The 18839-nt window shown below is 62.7% G+C and carries 15 protein-coding genes; 12 read left to right on the top strand and 3 right to left on the bottom strand.

Going from position 1 to position 18839, the window contains the following annotated elements:
* The first annotated feature begins 177 nt into the window (after window positions 1-177).
* The 9 genes from recR (at window position 178) to PG898_RS06240 (ending at window position 9839) form a co-directional block, all read left to right on the top strand.
* Window positions 178-777, top strand: a complete 600-nt coding sequence (gene recR, locus PG898_RS06280; protein WP_025326665.1) for a recombination mediator RecR — start codon at window positions 178-180, stop codon at window positions 775-777.
* A 281-nt stretch (window positions 778-1058) separates the two neighbouring features.
* Window positions 1059-2972: a molecular chaperone HtpG gene (gene htpG, locus PG898_RS06275; RefSeq protein WP_043132335.1), complete on the top strand. Its 1914-nt coding sequence runs from the start codon at window positions 1059-1061 to the stop codon at window positions 2970-2972.
* Between the two features lie 253 nt (window positions 2973-3225).
* Complete coding sequence (gene adk / locus PG898_RS06270) at window positions 3226-3870, top strand: adenylate kinase (protein WP_042648493.1); 645 nt, start codon at window positions 3226-3228, stop codon at window positions 3868-3870.
* A gap of 114 nt (window positions 3871-3984) precedes the next feature.
* Window positions 3985-4959 (top strand): ferrochelatase, encoded by a 975-nt coding sequence (hemH, locus tag PG898_RS06265; RefSeq protein WP_043132333.1) that lies wholly within the window; start codon window positions 3985-3987, stop codon window positions 4957-4959.
* A 64-nt stretch (window positions 4960-5023) separates the two neighbouring features.
* Window positions 5024-5416: an MAPEG family protein gene (locus PG898_RS06260; RefSeq protein ID WP_043132332.1), complete on the top strand. Its 393-nt coding sequence runs from the start codon at window positions 5024-5026 to the stop codon at window positions 5414-5416.
* Between the two features lie 186 nt (window positions 5417-5602).
* Window positions 5603-6907: an inosine/guanosine kinase gene (locus PG898_RS06255; RefSeq protein WP_043132330.1), complete on the top strand. Its 1305-nt coding sequence runs from the start codon at window positions 5603-5605 to the stop codon at window positions 6905-6907.
* 161 nt (window positions 6908-7068) lie between these two features.
* Window positions 7069-8697 (top strand): methyl-accepting chemotaxis protein, encoded by a 1629-nt coding sequence (locus PG898_RS06250; protein ID WP_043132328.1) that lies wholly within the window; start codon window positions 7069-7071, stop codon window positions 8695-8697.
* Window positions 8698-8810: 113 nt separating this feature from the next.
* On the top strand, window positions 8811-9173 hold the full coding sequence (locus PG898_RS06245) for a DUF2750 domain-containing protein (RefSeq protein WP_010674427.1): 363 nt from the start codon (window positions 8811-8813) through the stop codon (window positions 9171-9173).
* Between the two features lie 171 nt (window positions 9174-9344).
* Window positions 9345-9839 carry a hypothetical protein gene (locus PG898_RS06240; protein ID WP_043132326.1) on the top strand — a complete coding sequence of 165 codons (495 nt, stop codon included), beginning with the start codon at window positions 9345-9347 and terminating at the stop codon, window positions 9837-9839.
* Here the strand turns inward: PG898_RS06240 and PG898_RS06235 are convergent.
* Window positions 9802-11439, bottom strand: a complete 1638-nt coding sequence (locus tag PG898_RS06235; RefSeq protein ID WP_043132325.1) for an EAL domain-containing protein — start codon at window positions 11437-11439, stop codon at window positions 9802-9804. The two genes, PG898_RS06240 and PG898_RS06235, sit on opposite strands and share 38 nt — an antisense overlap.
* A 187-nt stretch (window positions 11440-11626) precedes the next feature.
* Here PG898_RS06235 and glgC point away from each other — a divergent pair, with 187 nt between their 5' ends.
* A complete protein-coding gene (gene glgC / locus PG898_RS06230) occupies window positions 11627-12901 on the top strand; it encodes a glucose-1-phosphate adenylyltransferase (protein ID WP_042648499.1) in 1275 nt (424 codons plus the stop codon).
* Window positions 12902-12979: 78 nt separating this feature from the next.
* Here glgC and PG898_RS06225 read toward each other — a convergent pair whose 3' ends face one another.
* Both PG898_RS06225 and PG898_RS06220 read right to left on the bottom strand, forming a co-directional pair.
* The gene (locus PG898_RS06225; protein ID WP_043132342.1) at window positions 12980-14980 is read right to left on the bottom strand and encodes a hypothetical protein; all 2001 of its coding nucleotides are present in this window, start codon (window positions 14978-14980) and stop codon (window positions 12980-12982) included.
* A 135-nt stretch (window positions 14981-15115) separates the two neighbouring features.
* The gene (locus tag PG898_RS06220) at window positions 15116-15667 is read right to left on the bottom strand and encodes a lipoprotein (RefSeq protein WP_043132324.1); all 552 of its coding nucleotides are present in this window, start codon (window positions 15665-15667) and stop codon (window positions 15116-15118) included.
* 322 nt (window positions 15668-15989) lie between these two features.
* Between PG898_RS06220 and PG898_RS06215 the strand changes: the two genes are divergently transcribed.
* Window positions 15990-17165: an isochorismate synthase gene (locus tag PG898_RS06215; RefSeq protein ID WP_043132323.1), complete on the top strand. Its 1176-nt coding sequence runs from the start codon at window positions 15990-15992 to the stop codon at window positions 17163-17165.
* Complete coding sequence (amoE, locus tag PG898_RS06210; RefSeq protein ID WP_043132321.1) at window positions 17162-18826, top strand: amonabactin biosynthesis (2,3-dihydroxybenzoyl)adenylate synthase AmoE; 1665 nt, start codon at window positions 17162-17164, stop codon at window positions 18824-18826. Before PG898_RS06215 ends, amoE begins: the two co-directional genes overlap by 4 nt.
* The last annotated feature ends 13 nt before the right edge of the window (window positions 18827-18839 follow it).

The following is an 18839-nucleotide window of genomic DNA, read 5'->3' as shown; positions in this document are numbered from 1 at the left end:
TCTCCCGATATTCTGGGGCAAATTGTTTTCGGCCATCTCAAACGCCTGATCATTGGCGCTCGGGGTTGGCTCGGGTATAGTCCTGCGCCAACAAGATAGGTTCGGATGGAGGAGTCGGCGTCGCGTCAGGCAAGCGGACCGACTCCTCCCTTCGGCGCGGCTTTAAAGGATATCCCCATGAAATTCAGTCCCCTGCTCGATGAGATGATGAAGGCGCTGCAGGTCTTGCCGGGCGTGGGCCCCAAGTCGGCCCAGCGCATGGCGTTCACCCTGCTGGAGCGCGAGCGCAGCGGCGGCCTGCGTCTGGCCTCCCTGCTCAATCGGGCGCTGACCGAGATCGGTCATTGCAGCCACTGCCGCACCTTTACCGAGAACGATCGCTGCGAGATCTGCGCCAATCCCAAGCGCGAGGAGAACGGTCTGCTCTGCGTGGTGGAGAGCCCGGCAGATGTGGCGGCCATCGAGCAGACCGGCCAGTTCTCCGGCCGCTACTTCGTGCTGATGGGCCATCTGTCGCCGCTGGACGGCATAGGCCCGGAGGAGCTGGGGCTGGAGATCCTGGAGCGGCGCCTCAAGGATGAGCACATCAAGGAGCTGATCCTCGCCACCAATCCCACCATAGAGGGGGATGCCACCGCCTGGTACATCGCCGACATGGCCCGCGCCGCCGGGGTGGAGGTGAGCCGCATCGCCCACGGGGTGCCGGTGGGTGGCGAGCTGGAGCTGGTGGATGGCACCACGCTCTCCCACTCCCTGATGGGGCGTCAGCGCATCTAAACCTGCTTATGTGCCTGCTGCGAAACCGTGATCAAGGCTCGTGTGCTGCTCGGAATCCTGATTTATGCCTATAAACTCCGGTTCCTGCGCTGCTCTTCACCTTGCTGACGGCTTCTCGCGACGGCCCATCAACAGGTTTGGCCGGGTAGTACAAAATGTGGCCACCCGAGCCCGCAGCAAGGGGTCTGTGTGCAAGTTTGCACACTGGCCCCTTGATATTTGAAAGGCCAGCCCCATCTAGGTTGGGAATCTGTTCAACCCGACGTTTTGAGGACTGGTCGATGACCCAAAGTGTTCACGCCGAAACCCACGGCTTTCAGACTGAAGTCAAACAACTGCTGAGCCTGATGGCTCACAGCCTCTACTCCAACAAAGAAGTATTCCTGCGCGAGCTTATCTCCAACGCATCCGATGCGGCGGACAAGCTGCGCTTCAAGGCGCTTTCCGATGCCTCTTTGTTCGAAAACGACGGCCAGCTGCGCGTGCGCCTGGTGGTGGACAAAGAGAACAAGACTCTGACCATCTCGGACAACGGCATCGGCATGACCCGGGACCAGGTGATCGAGCACCTGGGCACCATCGCGAAATCCGGTACCGCCGAGTTCTTCAAGCACCTCTCCGGTGATCAAGGCAAGGACTCCCAGCTGATCGGTCAATTCGGGGTGGGCTTCTACTCCGCCTTCATCGTCGCCGACAAGGTGACCGTCATCTCCCGCGCCGCCGGCACCGAGCTAGGCCAGGGCGTGCAGTGGGAATCACAAGGGGAAGGCTCCTTCACCGTGGCTGACGTGACCAAAGAGGGTCGCGGCACCGATGTCATCCTGCACTTGCGCAGCGATGAAGAGGAGTTCCTGGACGACTGGCGCCTGCGCTCCGTGGTCGCCAAGTATTCCGACCACATCAGCGTGCCGGTGGAGATGTACAAGGAGGGCACCCCGGATCGCGAAGAAGACGGTGAGACCATCGTCGGCACCCCCGGCGAGTGGGAGCAGGTCAACCGCGCCACCGCGCTCTGGACCCGCAACCCCAAAGACATCAAGGACGAGGAGTATCAGGAGTTCTACAAGCACGTCGCTCACGACTTCGAAGACCCCCTGCTGTGGGGGCACAACCGGGTGGAAGGGGCGCAGGAGTACACCAGCCTGCTCTATATCCCGGCCCGCGCACCGTTCGATCTCTACAACCGCGAGCAGAAGCACGGCCTCAAGCTCTACGTGCAGCGCGTTTTCATCATGGACGACGCCGAGCAATTCATGCCGACCTACCTGCGCTTCGTCAAAGGGGTGCTGGACTCCAACGATCTGCCGCTGAACGTCAGCCGTGAGATCCTGCAGGACAACAAGGTGACCGCCTCCCTGCGCAAGGCCTGCTCCAAGCGGGTGCTGACTATGCTGAACAAGCTGGCCAAGGACGACAGCGAGAAGTACGCCAAGTTCTGGAGCGAGTTCGGCAATGTGCTCAAAGAGGGCCCCGCCGAGGATTACGCGAACCGCGAAGAGATCGCCAAGCTGCTGCGCTTTGCCAGCACCGCCGGCGAGGGCGAAGCCCAGACAGTGTCGCTTGAGGATTACGTTGGCCGCATGAAGGAAGGCCAGCAGAAGATTTACTACATCACCGCCGATTCCTATGCTGCCGCCAAGAACAGCCCGCATCTGGAGATCTTCCGCAAGAAGGGCGTCGAAGTGCTGCTGATGTGGGAGCGGGTGGACGAGTGGCTGATGAGCCACCTCACCGAGTTCGACGGCAAGCAGCTGGTCTCCGTCACCCGTGGCGAGCTGGATCTCGGCGAGCTGGAGGACGAGGCGTCCAAGCAGGCCCAGGAGGAGGCTGAAAAGGCCAACGCCGGTCTGGTGGCGCGGGTCAAGCAGAGCCTGGCCGATGCGGTGAAAGAGGTGCGTGTCACCCACCGTTTGACCGACTCGCCCTCTTGCATCGTTACCGATGACCACGGCATGAGCACCCAGATGATCAAGTTGATGCGCGCCGCCGGTCAGCCGGTGCCGGAGCAGAAGTACATCCTGGAGCTCAACCCTGACCACGCCCTGGTGAAGAAGCTCGACACCATAGAGGACGAGGCGCTGTTCGGTGAGTGGGTCGCCCTCTTGCACGAGCAGGCCCAGCTGGCGGAGCAGGGCGGCCTCAATGATCCGGCGAGCTTCGTCTCCCGTATCAACCGCCTGCTACTCCAGGCGTGATGTGATTGGCCCACTGCAAGGCAGTGGGCTTTTTTTTGGACAACGCCGCCCTCGGGGCGGCGTTGTTCGCCCTGCTGGTTGCTGCATTTTCAATCATTTTTGATGGCAGGGGCCTGCGTCTTTGGTCGCAGAGACGGCGCCAGGGGGTGGTGATAATCTGGCCACTCACACGGGGTGAGCTTGTTAATATGGGCGAAAACGTGTAGTTTTTTGCCTTCTCAAGAATTGAATAACCAATCAATTAGGAGCGTGTATGCGCATTGTTCTGTTGGGAGCACCGGGTGCCGGCAAGGGTACCCAGGCTCAGTTCATCATGGAAAAACACGGTATTCCGCAGATCTCCACCGGCGACATGCTGCGTGCGGCGATCAAGGCGGGCACCGAGCTGGGCCTCAAGGCCAAGGCCGTGATGGACGCAGGTCAGCTCGTCTCCGACGACATCATCATCGGCCTGGTCAAAGAACGTATCGCGCAACCGGATTGCGCCAACGGCTTCCTGCTGGACGGCTTCCCCCGCACCATTCCCCAGGCGCAAGCCATGAAGGATGCCGGTGTGGTAGTGGACTTCGTGCTGGAGTTCGACGTGCCGGACGAAGAGATCGTCAAGCGCATGAGCGGCCGCCGCGTGCACTCCGGCTCCGGCCGTACCTACCACGTGGTGTTCAACCCGCCGAAAGTGGAAGGCAAGGATGACGTGACCGGTGAGGATCTGGTGATCCGTGCCGATGACGAAGAGACCACGGTGCGCAAGCGTCTGGATGTCTACCATCAGCAGACCGCGCCGCTCATCGGTTTCTACGGCAAGGAAGCGGAAGCGGGCAACACCCGTTACGTCAAGATCGACGGCACCCAGCCGGTGGATCAGGTCAGCCAGCAGCTGGCGACCATCCTGGGCTGAGCCCGCCATTGCCAACGCTCCTGAGGGGCCAGCGGCAATGTGCCATTGAGACAAGGGCCCGGCATGGGCCCTTTCTTGCATTCAGACATGACAACAGAAAGACAGGAAGCAAATGTGACCACGAAAACCGGGATCTTGCTGGTCAATCTGGGGACCCCAGCCGCGCCAACCACGGCCGCCGTCAAGGCGTTTCTCAGCCAGTTTCTGCACGATCAGCGGGTCGTTGACCTGCCGCGTTATCTCTGGTGTCCACTGCTCCACTTCATCATCCTGCCGACGCGCTCCCCCAGGGTAGCCAAGCTCTACCAGCAGGTGTGGACCGAACAGGGCTCACCCCTGATGGTGATAAGCCTGCAGCAGCGCGCGGCGCTGGAGCAGGAGCTCAAGCGTGAAGGGGTCGAGGTGCCGGTGGAGCTGGCCATGACTTATGGCTCACCCTCCATGGAGGATGGATGGCAGGCGCTCAAGGCCAAGGGGGTCAACCGGGTGATCCTGCTGCCGCTCTATCCGCAATATTCGGTCAGCACCACGGCCTCGGTGTTCGATGCCTGGGCCAAGGCGATGAAGAAAGAGCGCAACCTGCCGGTGGTGCGGCTCATTCGTGATTACCATGCCCACCCCGAATACATCCAGGCGCTGGCCATGAGCGTGCGTCGCCATTGGGAGCAGCAGGGCCAGGGCGAGCACTTGCTGATGTCGTTCCACGGTATTCCGGAGCGTTACGAGAACGAAGGCGACCCTTATGGTCATCAGTGTCGGCGCACCGCGGCCCTACTGGCAGAAGCCCTGGGCCTCGCCCCCGAACAGTGGACCGCGAGCTTCCAGTCCCGCTTTGGCAAGGAGGAGTGGCTCAAACCCTACACGGACGTGACCGTGGAAGGATTGCCGACCCGTGGTGTCAAGCGACTCGATGTGATCTGTCCGGCCTTCTCGGCGGATTGCCTCGAAACCCTGGAGGAGATCCAGGTACAGAACCGCGAGATCTTCATGGACGCCGGGGGTGAGCAGTTCGAATACATACCGGCCCTCAACAGCGATCAGGCCCATATCCGCATGATGGTGTCGCTGATCTGTCGCGAGCTGGCGTGAGGGGTCTTTACGGCCGCGACTGTGCGAGCCGGATATTCGGGTTCAACGATAAAGGAGTGTCTCGATGATGCATATCACGCTGATCTACGGCGGCTTGCTGGGGCTCTTGTTCCTGCTGCTCTCGTTCTGGGTGGTCAAGCGCCGCGCCCAGTTCAAGGTGATGATAGGGGAAGGGGAGGCGCCCGAAATGCTCTCCGCCATCCGTGCCCACGGCAACTTCGCCGAGTACGTGCCGCTCACTCTCTTGCTGATGGCCCTGTGCGAACTGGCCGGGGTGGGGGCGCTCTGGCTGCACCTGGGTGGGTTGCTGCTGCTGGCGGGTCGCATCCTGCACGCCATCGGCATCCAGATCCCCAGGGCGCCGAACAAGCCACGGCTGTTCGGCACCCTGTTTTTCTGGCTGTCCCTGGGGCTCTTCGCGGTGCTGGCGCTGGTGCAGGGGCTGTCATTCGGCTGAGACCAGACGTCACTTGAGTGCGAAAAACCACCTCACCGCGAGGTGGTTTTTGGGGGGAGAAAGATCAAACGTTTTCCTCGCAACCCCTTGCCTATACTGACCTCAAAATTTAATCGTGCGACTTTTCGGCGAGGTGGATTGTGTTAAAATCCCGCCCCTCTTTCCCCCAGAGCACAGAAGATTGCCATGAAATTTCCCGGTCAGCGCAAGTCCAAACACTACTTCCCGGTCGACAGGCGTGATCCCCTGATCCCGCAAAATCCGTTGCTCACCGAACTGGGCAAGGCCTATGTGGTGGGCATAGATCAGACTCTGGTGGACATCGAAGCCCATGTGGACGAGGACTTCCTGAACCGGTACGGCCTGAGCAAGGGTCACTCCATGCTCATCTCCGACGATGTGGCCGAGCGGGTCTATGAAGAGCTCAAGGCCAACAACATGGTGGTGAGCGAGTTTGCCGGCGGCACTATAGGCAACACCATGCACAACTACTCTGTGCTGGCAGATTCCCACTCCATCCTGCTCGGGGTGATGAGCCAGGACATCCGCATCGGCAGCTACGCCTACCGCTATCTGTGCAACACCTCGTCCCGCGTCAACCTCGACTACCTGCAGCCGGTGGATGGCCCTGTCGGTCGCTGCTTCACCTTCATCACCGAAGGGGGCGAGCGCAGCTTTGGCATCAACGCCGGCAAGATGGACCACCTGGACGTGGCGCACATCCCCGAGGCCATCATCAAGGAGTCCTCCGCCCTGGTGATCACCGCCTACCTGGTGCGCGGCGCCGACGGCACCCCCATGAAGGAGGCGGCCATGGCCGCCGTCCGTTATGCCCGCGAGGCCGGTGTGCCCGTGGTACTGACCCTAGGCACCCGTTTCGTCATCGACGAGAACCCCCAGTGGTGGCGTGACTTCATCAGCGAGAACGTGACCGTGCTCGCCATGAACGAGGACGAAGCCGAGGCCCTGACCGGGATCAAAGACCCGCTCGGTGCCGCCGACAAGGCGCTGGACTGGGCCGACATGGTGCTCTGCACCGCCGGTCCCGTCGGCCTCTACATGGCGAGCTACACCGAGGAAGACTACAAGCGCGAAACCACCCATACCCTGCTGCCCGGCGTCATCCCCGAATTCAACATGTATGAGTTCAGCCGCCCCATGGCCCGCGACAAGTGCCGCAATCCGGCACGGATCTACTCCCATATCTCCCCCTACATGGGCGGCCCGGAGAAGATCAAGAACACCAATGGTGCCGGGGATGGCGCCCTGTCCGCAGTGCTGCACGACATGGTGGCCAACGCCTATCACCGCATGAATGTGCCGAACTCCGCCAAGCACCTCTCCGAGTTCCTCACCTACTCCTCCCTGGCCCAGGTGTGCAAATACGCCAACCGGGTAAGCTACGAGGTGCTGGCCCAGAGCAGCCCGCGTCTCTCCCGCGGCCTGCCGGAGAAGGAAGACAGCCTGGAAGAGGTGTACTGGGAGCGGTGATACCGTCATCCGGTCGACAACAAGAAAGGGTGCCACTGGGCACCCTTTCTTGTTTTTGGGGCTGGATCATGTTTTTGGCACTGCTTTTGCTGTCATCGTGGACAGGCCGCGCCATGGCGACATACCTTGTTAACAACATGTAGCTGGTACGGGACTAGGGTATGTTGAGACAATGGAGTATCGGCCGGCGCCTGTCGCTGGTGACCCTGATGGTGCTGGCGCTGCTGGGACTGTTGCTGTTCTTCTGCCTGCAGATCTATCAGCAGGGGCTGATGGGGGAGAAGAGTCGCCAGACCCGGGCCCAGGTCGAGACCGCTTACAGCCTGGTGGCGGGGCTGGAGGCCAGGGTGCGCAAGGGAGAGCTCGACGAGGCGAGTGCCAAGGCCGAGGCCCTCGCACTGATCAAGGGGCTGCGCTATGGCGCCGACGACTACTTCTGGATCAACGACAGCCACCCCACCATGGTGATGCACCCCATGAAACCCGAGCTGGACGGCAAGGATCTCTCCGGGGTGGAGGATAAACAAGGGCTCAGGCTGTTCGTGGCCTTCGCCGATCTGGCGAGGGCGCAGAGCGCGGGGGAGGTAGCCTATTACTGGCCAAAGCCCGGCGTGGAGGAGCCGGTACGCAAGATCTCCTACATCAAGCGCTTCGCCCCCTGGGACTGGATCATCGGCACCGGCGTCTATGTGGACGACGTCGAAGCCCAGTATCAGGAGGTGCTGCGCACCCTGCTCGGGGTAGGCCTGGTGCTGGCCCTCCTGCTGTTTGCCGTAGTCGGGCTCATCGTGCGCAGCATAGTGGTGCCCCTCTCCCAGTCGGTATCGGCCCTCGGCAACATCGCCAGAGGGGAGGGGGATCTGCGTTTTCGGCTGCCGGAGTCGGGCCGGGACGAGTTGAGCCAGCTCTCGGTCAACTTCAACCTCTTCGCCGGTCAGATGGCACAGCTGGTGGGACGCAGCCAGCAGATCACGGCCCAGAACCGGGAGCAGGCGCACCAACTGGCCCAGGTCGTCGATCGGACAGGCGCCATCGTCACCGGCCAGGAGCAGGACACCCTGCGGGTGGCCAGCGCCATGGAGCAGATGACGGTGAGCAGCCGGGAGGTGGGCCAGCACGCGGCCCAGGCTGCCGAGGCGGCGGACTCCGCGCTCAACCTCGCCCAGCACGGGCGCCAGGTGGTGGCCCAGACCCGGGAGACCATCAGCCAGCTGGCGGACGAGATGGTGGAGACGGTGCAGGCGGTGAGCCGGCTCGAGCAGGAGACCCAGCAGATAGGCTCAGTGCTTGACGTGATCCGGGGGGTGGCGGAGCAGACCAATCTGCTGGCGCTCAACGCCGCCATCGAGGCGGCCCGGGCCGGGGAGCAGGGGCGCGGCTTTGCGGTGGTGGCCGACGAGGTGCGCACCCTGGCCACCCGCACCCACAGCTCCACCGACGAGATCCGGCAGATGATCCAGCGGCTGCAGGAGGGGGCGGGCCGGGTGGTCAGCAGCATCACCCAGTTGCAGCAACTCTCCCGTTCCACCGCCGAGCGGGCCGGTGATGCCGACGGCGCCATCCATGCCATCGATGGGTCTGTGCACACCATTACCGCCATGAATAGCCAGATAGCGACGGCGGCGGCCGAGCAGAGCCGGGCGGCCGAGGAGATCAACCAGCGACTGGTAGCCATCACCGGGTTGGCGGCGGATGCCCTGGCCCAGAACCGGTTGACCGAGCAGGCAGCAAGCCAGCTGGCGCTCTCCTGCGATGAGTTGGGGGCCCTGGTCGCCCAATATCGTACCTGATGGTGCTTATCCCTGCCTTTTTGGGGATAAGGCTTGAGTCTGGGGGGCTTTTGGGACACCATCAGCCCCATTATTGGCCAGCGTTGGCCAACCGCCTGCAAGAGAGAGACCCCATGAGCAAACTAACTGACAATCTTGACGCCAATTTCCAGCTGTTCATCGAAGAAGTCCGCGAGTCGGGTCAGGTGTGGGGTCTGCGCTACGGTGAAGACTGGGTAGTCTGCCGCTCCGCCGAGTTCGAGGATGCCGACGTCATGCCGCTCTGGTCTGCCGAGGGCGATGCCCGTCTGCACTGCGTGGACGAGTGGGCGGACTACGAGCCGGAAGTGATCGAGCTGGAAGAGTTCCTCGACATCTGGATCAACGATCTGGACGAAGACGATGTGCTGGTCGGCCCGAACTGGAACGCCGATCTGGAAGGCCAGGAGCTCGAACCCATCGAGCTGGCCAAGGCGCTGGTGGAACTGGACGCCTGAACTGTGCTGCATTGAGTGCCCCTCATCGGGCCCTCGTCGAGACCAGAACCGACGGCTGCGAGGCCGTCGGTTTTTTTATGCCCGCGGAAGCACCAACATCCGCGGGTGATTTGGCTTTGCACCCATCACCGAGATGGGTCATCATCAACCCTTTGCCGATCGGGAGGAGCCATGTTTGTCTTTGACGTGACCACGCGCACGGGCGCACGGGCCCGGATCCGGGTGCAGGCACTGGATTGGGGCCAGAGCGGTCCCGTGACCTTCCAGTGTGACAGCGATGCCCTGGCCCTGGTGCTACTGACCGACTGTCGCTGCGATGCGGTGGGATATTTCGATCTGCTGGCCGGCTGCAAGCCGCTCTATGTGGAACAGTGGCTCGCCTATCTGCAGGAGAGCGGCCACCTCGACAAGCAGAGTTGCCAGTTGGAGAGCCCGTCCCAGGAGGACTATCTAACCCGGGCCGGGCTGGATGACGAAGAGCTCAATGCTCTGCTGGGACAGGTCTACAAGGTGGCCGGGTTCAATCGTCTTCAGATCAACCGTTACCTCAAGAATCGCCACAACCCGACCATGCTGGCGACCCGTTACGATCAGAAGGAGCTGGAGCGCTATCGCCAGCTCAATGACATCATTCTGACCCTGCTGAAGTTGAAACGCTCTCCGTAAAAAACGCCATCTGGCTCATCTCCGGTCCCAGCTCCTGGGGCCGTGCGATCAGGTACCCCTGCAACCCGTCTACGTACATGCCTTGCAGCATCTGCTTCTGCCCTATCTGCTCGACCCCTTCCGCTATCACCAGACTGCCCATGCGATGGGAGACGTCGACTATCATCCGCACGAATTGCTGGTTGGTCAGATCCTGCTCCAGCTCGGTGATGAGGCCGGGGTCCAGCTTGATGTAGTCGGGTTTGAGCTCACGAAACAGGCTGAAGGAGCCTATCCCCTTGCCAAAGTTGCAGATGGCCGAGCGGCTGCCGTGGCGCCTGAGCAACTCGAACAGCCGCCTCGCCCCCGTCAGGTTGCGCTCCAGATGTTCCTCATCTATCTCGAACACCAGGTTGGCACTGATGTCAGGGTCTTTTTGCAACTGGTGATCGAGCCAGATGAGGAAGGCGCTGTTTTGCAGCAAGGTGCCCGGCAGGTTGAGGCCCCAGCGGCTGTTGTGACCACCGAAGGCGCGGTATTGACGGATGACGTGGCGGATCACCATTTGCGCCAGGCGCAGCACCATGTCCAGACGTTGGGCCATGGCGTGCAGGGTGTCGCTCGGCAGCGTGGTGCCGTCGCTGCTGCAAAAGCGGGGGTAGATCTCGTGATAAGCCTGCATGCCGCGATGCAGGGGCTGGATGGGCTGGCAGGTAAAGCTGACGCTCTCCTGCTCCAGCAGATCGGTCAGTACCTGGGTCCAGTGACGCTGCCCCTGCAACTCGACCACCTCGTCACTCTGCTGGATGGCCCAGCCGTTGACCGCTTCCGTCTGGGCACGGGCCAGCGCCAGATCGGCTCGGGCCAGGATGGCCTCTATCTTCTGTTCGCTGCTGAGCCGGGTCATGCCCGAGTAGGCGGCACTGTCCAGCTCGTGTTCGTGCTGATAGCGATCGAAGGCGAGTTTCAGATCCCGCCCCAGCAGGTGGGGGGGGATCTGGGCCAGCGGTGGCATCAGAACCGCGAAGTCGGCCCCCGAGATACGATAGACCTGATGGCCAGGGAAGCGGATCACCGTGTGGGTGATGAGGCTGGCGATGTCCTTGATATAGGCATCCCCCGACTGGAAGCCACGCTGGGCGTTGAGCTTGCCAAGCTCGGTGGCACGGATCAGCACCAGGATGGCGGTCTGGGTATTCTCCTGTTGCAGCAGTTCGGTGAGATCGCGCCTGAACGCATGGCGGTTGCGCAGGCCCGTCATCTCGTCCCGGGTCGCCTGATTGTGCAGTTCGCTTATCTGGCGGTGTGCATCGAGTTCGGCTTCACTGAAGGAGGTGAGTAACTGGCGTAGCGCCGTTTGTGCCTGCGGGCTGTCCAGCATGGCGGGATCCCGCTGCTGCAGCGCCAGCAGCCAGCGCTGCTCCTGCCTCGCCCGTTCCCCCTTGCGCACGCTGTGGGTGAGAAAGAGCAGCATGGCAAAGCCAATGATGGTGGTCATCAGAACCAGCAGCAGGGTGAGGGGGGAGACCGGGGGCGCAAGCCAGAGCCCCTGCAGCAACAGCATGGGAATGCAGACCAGGGCGCTGACCAGCAGCAGATTTCCCTCGTGTTTATTCAACATCGTTTCATCCTTGATGATGTTCATGATGTAGAAATTCTAACCAAGCCGCCGGCACAAAGCATGAGTACTCACGCAACTCCGTGAAAAGGACCGGCGGAAAGCAACTAAATGTGAGTGAAAACACTTTCATAGTTTGTGAAAAAAGCGAAGATGGGTTGAAAACAGCCCCAACAGAGCAGAGGTAAATATGTTGCTAGAACCCGTAGACACAGCCAAAGCACGGCAACTATTGAATCAGAGTATGGCCTTGGTGCTCGCAGGGGGACGTGGTAGTCGCCTGAAGCAGTTGACCGACAATCGCGCCAAGCCCGCCGTCCATTTCGGCGGCAAGTTCCGCATCATCGATTTCGTGCTCTCCAACTGCATCAACTCCGGCATTCGCCGGGTGGGTGTGGTCACCCAGTACAAGTCCCACAGCCTGCTGCGCCACCTGCAATCGGGCTGGTCCTTCCTGCGCTATCAGATGAACGAGTTCATCGATCTGCTGCCTGCCCAGCAACGGGTGGACGAGGTGCACTGGTATCGCGGCACCGCCGATGCCATCTACCAGAACGTCGACATCATTCGCGACTACGGCCCCAAATACATAGTGGTGCTGGCGGGGGATCACATCTACAAGATGGACTATGCCGCCATGCTGCTCGATCACGTGCGCCTCGGCGCCAAGGTGACGGTGGCCTGCATCGAGGTGCCGCGTGCGGAGGCGTCCGCCTTCGGGGTGATGGACATCGACGAGCAGCGCAAGATCCGCGCCTTCGTCGAGAAACCGGCCAACCCGCCCGCCATGCCGGGCAATGACCAGGTCTCCCTGGCTTCCATGGGGATCTACATCTTTGATGCGGAATATCTCTATCAGCTGCTGGAGGAGGACATCCACAACCTGGAGTCCAAACACGACTTCGGCATGGACGTGATCCCGCGCATCGTGGGGGAGGGCAAGGCCTTTGCGCACCCCTTCACCATCTCCTGCGTCGGGGCCAAGGAGGGGCAGAAACCCTACTGGCGCGACGTGGGCACCCTGGACTCCTTCTGGGAGGCCAACATGGATCTCGCCTCCGTGGTGCCCGAGCTCGACATCTATGACGAGAACTGGCCCATCTGGACCAGCCAGAACATGTCGCCTCCCGCCAAATTCGTGCAGGACAGAAACGGCCAGCATGGCATGACCATCAACTCCATGTTCGCGGGGGGATCGATTGTCAGCGGCTCCTTCGTGCTGAACTCGGTGCTCTTCACCAATGTGCGGGTGCACTCCTTCTGCACCCTGGATCAGGCAGTGATCTTCCCCGGTGTCGAAGTGGGGGCGGGCTGCCGCCTGCGCCGGGTGGTGGTGGACAAGGGCTGCAAGCTGCCCGATGGTCTGGTGGTGGGGGAGAACGCGGACGAGGATAGCCGCCGCTTCTACCGCTCCGAGCAGGGCATAGTGCTGGTGACCAAGGAGATGCTGGCCAAGCTGGGGTGACACCATTGCCAACGTCAGACGTCACAAGTAAAAAGGGAGCCGATATGGCTCCCTTTGTCTGTTCAGCCGGGCGGCTGATTATTTTTCGGTGATCAGGGCCTTGGCGGCCATCACCATGGCGGTGCCGTGCTTGCCGCCGGCGGCGGTCACTTGCGGCACGCCATCTTCGTCGGTGTCACCACCGGCGCCGTCGATGACGTTCTCGCCGGAGTCGCCGACCCACTCGGCCATCTGCATGCCGCCGTTGACGGTGCCACGGAACCAGCTGACGTACTGACCGGTCAGCTTGGCCAGCTCCAGCTCGGGTGCCTTCTCGGCCCCTTCGTTGCGCAGGTTCAGCATGGCGGAGCGCAGTGCGCCGGAGATGGCGGCCTGGGTCCAGGGGGTGTATTCACCCTGCTTGGCCGCGAGCCAGGTACCCGCCTTGGCATTGAAGTAAGCCTTGTCGGTGGCGATGAAGAGCTCGCGCGCCGCAGTGCGGTACTTGGCATCCGAGGTGGCCAGGAAGGCGGCGGTCAGGCCGCGGATGGCGGCAAACTGCGCGTCGATGGACTGGCCGGCGTCAAGCTTGCCACCCAGGGTCAGACCGTCATGGACCAGGCCGTTCGTGCCCACCAGCTTGCCGAGGATGAAGTCAGCCTGCTTGCGCACCAGCTCCAGCGCCTGTTGACCTTGCTGAGTCTTGAGGTTCAGCTCGCCATTGTCACCGGCGGCGTAGCCCACCGGCAGCGCATCCTGGGCGCGCTGGAAGATCTGCAGGGCGACCAGGGCGTAGGCGGCGTCGAAGGTGGTGACGTGCTTGCCCTGCTTGCCTGCTTGCCAGCTGTCGACCAGGGTGCCGGCCTTGGGCTCGAAGTGCAGGGCCGCCAGGTTCTTGAAGGTCAAGTTGGAGAGATTCAGCGCCAGGGAGAAGGCATCGCTGCCCGCCACCGCCTTGCCTAGATCGTTGGTCTGGTTGGCGGCCGGGGCGGCGGCGAACGGGGCGCCGTCAAACACGGCGTGGAAGGCCGGGTTCTGGTTGGTGTTGGCGCCGCGCTGATCGGTGAAGGCGTAGAACTCGGAGAGCGGCCACAGCAGCATCCAGGCGTCACGCAACTGGGCGGAGCCGTCCACCACCTCCAGCTTGCCGATGGCACCTGCGTCATTCTTGCCGGTCTCGGTCACCTTCACCTGATGGGGGAAATAGACCACACCCTTGGCCGGATCGTACTGGGGGGGGATCTTGGCGCCCAGCTGCTTGCCATCGAAGCCGATCTGGCCCTGCAGGATGGCCAGCTTGTCGATGGACTGCTCGGTCAGCATCATGCCGTTGAAGCCGTCGGCGGCAGAGACGCCCAGCTTGTGCTTGCCGTCCTGATCCATGGTGGCGGACGCGGCTTCCACCTCTTCATCGCTCTCGGCCACGTGCATGCCGCCCAGGAAGTCCTGGGACCACATCACCTCCTTGAGCAGGATGCCGCCCACGGCTGCGGGGACCAGCAGGTTGTCACTGCCGCTCCAGCGCAGGGTGGCATAGTCGCGGAAGTAGGCGGGGACCTGGGTCTTGACGCTCTTCTCGTTGCCCTTGGCGGTCTTGATGGTGATCTGGTCGCCGTTGACCGGGGTGGCGTTCACGGCTTGCGCGAACTCCGGGTTGGCGGAGGCGTAGGGCAGGGAGAGGGGATACATGCCCTGAGGAATTTCATCGGCCGGGAAGCCGACGGCCTCGGCCATGGCCAGCACCCGCTTGCCCAAGTCGGCCAGGGTGCCACCGCGCGCCTGGTTTTGTGGTCCGTTCACCAGATGGGGGCCCATGCCGGACTGGTAGTTCAGCGCGTACATGGCCTCTTCGGAGTATTCATAGGATTCGATGCCGGCGGCGAAGTCGAAGGGGGTCGGCTCATCGGCGCGGTTGGCGTCCAGCACATCCAGATCCAGCCCTAGGGCTTCGGCCAGCGGCTCGCCGGAGAGTTCGAATTCGGTATAGGCCAGCATGTTGGCGGCGGTGTTGAAGGTCTTGTCTTCCACCTTGACGGCAGCGTGCGCGGCGCTGCTGAGCAATGCACAGGCGATCGCCTGCACCAGTACGGTCTTTCTCATGTCCTTTTTACCCATATGTTTGATTTTATTATGACGCTTCTCATGAATCTAAATGAGAATGGTGTGCATTATGGGGCAAAGGGGGTGTCTTGAGAAGAAAAAACCGCGCCCTTAAGGAGGGCGCGGCGGCAGGCGTCACATCAGCTTGAAGGGGATCACCAGGCGACCCGGCTCTACCTTGAGGGCCTCGACCTTCTCCTTGATCCTGGCCTCGTTCTTGCGACTGCCGTCGAGCCGATAGACGGGGGTCTGGGAGAGGAAGAGGGAGAGGGACTGGTTGAAGGTGGGCAGCAGCGGTGTGAGGGCGGCTCCCACGTCGGCCGGCTCGGTCTTGACCGAGATGAGCTTGAGGTCTCGCAGGTAGATGGCGCCCTGCTCCGCCACATAGTCCGGACGAGCGCTCAGGGAGAGGCGCACCTTCATCTGCTGGCTGCCAAGGGGGCTGGCCACTTCCAGATCGCCGGCGGCATCCAGCTCGACCCGGTCGGTCTGGCTGCGGCCGATGCGGCTTTGCATGTCATCGAGGCGGATCTTGCTCGACATGATGCCGGGGATCCCCAGCTGTTTCTCGAAGGCGACTCGCTCCTTGAGGTACTGGTTTATCTCCCCCTCGCTGACGCTGTACTGGGTGAGAGAGCAGGCCGCCAGCAGCAGGGCGAAGGGGAGCAGAAGCAGGTGCTTTAACATGGGAAGGTTCCATCAAATGGGTGGCAACAACGCATGGCGCCATCTTAGGGGCAAAGCGGGTCGGCCGCCAGTGGGGGCGGGCTGACCCCGTTTCTGTCGCATCCCCCATATGGGGATGGCAATCCGTGTTCATTCGAGTAGCGTTGTCATCCCCTGCGCCAACAGGCCCGCCGTGCCGCTGTCCCCGCAATACCCACAGACAAGCTCCTGTTTTATCGATTCAAAATCCCATTGACCCCGTGATTTCAAAGCGAGTATTTTACCGCCGCACAAAGTCAAACTGATAATCATTATCATTTTGAATCTTCTTTGAGGGTGTAACGTGAAGACTCGAGTAATGGAAAATGGCGCACCTGCCGAGGCGAAGATGTCGCCTGATTTCTTGTTTACCTCGGGTCAGGGCACGATCAGTGCGACTGACCTGGGGCAACCCATCACCACCCCCGCCTGCGAGTGGCCCCTGCTGGCGCAGCAGATAACCCTGGCCCTCGATGCCGCCAGGGTTGCCGGCCAGACCAACCCCCTGCTTATCGGTGCCTTCGCCTTCGACCCGGCGGAAGCCTCCTGTCTCTATGTGCCCGGCCGCTATAAGCGGGGCGATCGTCCCGTCCCGTTGGCGCCGGCGGCAGAGCCGGCTGTCGAGGCCAACCGGGTCATCTCGGTGCAGAGCACCCCGCCGGCCAGCGAATTCCAGGCCTCGGTGAGTGCTGCGCTGGATGCGTTTGCCCAAGGCAAGCTCGCCAAGGTGGTGCTGTCGCGCAAGCTCACCCTTACCCTGCACCAGCCCGCCGACCCTAAGCGGGTGATGGCCCGTTTGATGGCTCAGAATCCCCACGCCTTCCACTTCTCCCTGCCGCTCGGTCAGGGCCGCCGCCTGCTTGGTGCCAGCCCCGAGCTGCTGCTGCGGGTCAGCGGGGGAGAGGTGTTCACCCATCCGCTGGCGGGATCCGCCAGACGGGCGAGCGAGCCGGCGCAAGATGAAATGGTAGCCCAGGATCTGTTGGCCTCTCGCAAGGATCAGCATGAGCACCGTCTGGTGATCGACGAGATCCGCCGGGTGCTGACGCCCCACTGCCGCGAGCTGGCGATCCCCGCTCATCCCTCGCTGATGAGCACGGATACCCTCTGGCATCTGGGCACCCCCATCGCCGGGCGGCTCAATGGCGGCGAGGCATCTGTACTCTCCTTGGCCTGCCAGCTTCATCCCACCCCGGCCCTGTGCGGCTATCCCACCGATCTGGCGCGCCAGTTCATTCGCGAGCAGGAGCCCTTCCGGCGCGCCCTGTTCAGCGGCATCGTCGGCTGGTGCGACAGCCAGGGCAACGGCGAGTGGGCCGTGGTGATCCGCTGCGGGGTGCTCGATGGCCATCAGGTCGAGCTGTTCGCCGGCGCCGGCATCGTCGCGGGCTCGGATCCCGCCATGGAGTGGGCCGAGACCGGCACCAAGCTGGGCACCATGCTCAAAGCCCTGGGCCTGAGTCCGGAGGTGGCGCAATGACGCAGTCCAACCGCTTCCTGCCCTATACCCGCTGGCCTGATGCCTTGGCCCAGCGCTACCGCGCCAAGGGCTATTGGCGCGGCGAGCCGCTGACTGCCATGCTGGCGCGCCAGTGCGAGCTGGCCCCCGACGTCGAGGCGATCCTCTGCGGCGAGCGCCGCTTCAGCTATGGCGAACTGGACGCCGCCTCGAGCCGGCTGGCCGCGAATCTGGCCCGCCACGGCCTGGGGGTGGGGGATACCGCGCTGGTGCAGCTCCCCAACGTGGCCGAGTTTTATCTGGTGTTCTTCGCCCTGCTCAAGGCTGGCATCGCGCCGGTCAACGCGCTCTTTAGCCACAACCGGCTGGAGCTCCTCTCTTATGCCGAGCAGATCACACCGCGCCTCTTTATCTGCTCGCTGGCCCATCCGCTGTTTGCGAGCAAGGGTCGCGAGAGCGAGCTGCTGACAACCATCGGCGCCGAGCTGGTGCTGCTGGAGGGCGATGGGGGGGAGCTGGGGCTGACCCACTGGCTGGCGAAGGTGGCTGAGAGTGAGCCGGTGAAATGTGGCCCGACCCCGGCGAACGAGGTGGCCTTCTTCCAGCTCTCCGGCGGCAGCACCGGCACCCCCAAGCTCATCCCCCGCACCCATGACGATTACCTGTACAGCGTGCGCCGCAGCAATGAAATCTGTGAATTGGGGACTCACACCCGCTATCTGTGCGCCCTGCCGGCGCCCCACAACTTCCCCCTGAGCTCCCCTGGCGCCCTGGGGGTGTTCGAAGCGGGCGGCACCGTGGTGCTCGCCCCCGATCCCAGCCCCATTAGCTGTTTTCCGCTGATTGCCCGCCACCGGATCAATCTCACCTCGCTGGTGCCGCCGGCGGTCTCGCTCTGGCTGCAGGCCGCGGAAGCGGATCCCACTGCGCGCACTCAGCTCGAGAGCCTCGACTTGCTGCAAGTGGGCGGCGCCAAGCTGGGGGAGGCGGTGGCCAGCAAGATTGGGCCGCTGCTCGGCTGCCGGCTGCAGCAGGTGTTCGGCATGGCGGAGGGGTTGGTCAACTACACCCGGCTGGACGACCCCGACGAGAAGGTCATTCACACCCAGGGCCGCCCCATGAGCCCGGATGACGAGGTGCGCATCCTCGATGAGGCGGGCAATCCGGTCGCTCCCGGCCAGCCTGGCGCCCTGCACACCCGCGGCCCCTATACCTTCCGCGGTTACTACCAGAGCCCGGCCCACAACGCCCGGGTGTTCGATGCCGAGGGTTTCTACTGCTCCGGCGACCTGGTGGTACAGGATGCCGATGGTTACCTCACCGTGGTGGGGCGGCAGAAGGATCAGATCAACCGGGGCGGCGAGAAGATCGCGGCGGAAGAGGTGGAAAACCAGCTGCTGCACCACCCGGCCATCACCCATGCGGCCCTGGTCTCCATGCCCGACAGCGCCATGGGGGAGAAGAGCTGCGCCTTCATTGTCAGCACGGATCCCGCCTTGAAGCCGCTGGCCTTGCGCAAGTTTCTGCGTGAGCGCGGGGTGGCGGACTTCAAGCTGCCCGACCGTTTCGAAACCCTGGACGCCCTGCCCATGACGGCGGTGGGCAAGATTGACAAGCAGGGGCTGCGGGCGCGCATTGCGCACGCCATCGCCGCCAACCAGCCTCTACAGCATAAAAACTAGTAAGGAATCATGA

It is taken from the genome of Aeromonas sp. QDB31, from assembly GCF_027707605.1.
Taxonomy (GTDB): domain Bacteria; phylum Pseudomonadota; class Gammaproteobacteria; order Enterobacterales; family Aeromonadaceae; genus Aeromonas; species Aeromonas media.
The sequence above is the reverse complement of the archived record's forward strand: the minus strand, read 5'-3'. Positions and strand labels throughout refer to the sequence as shown.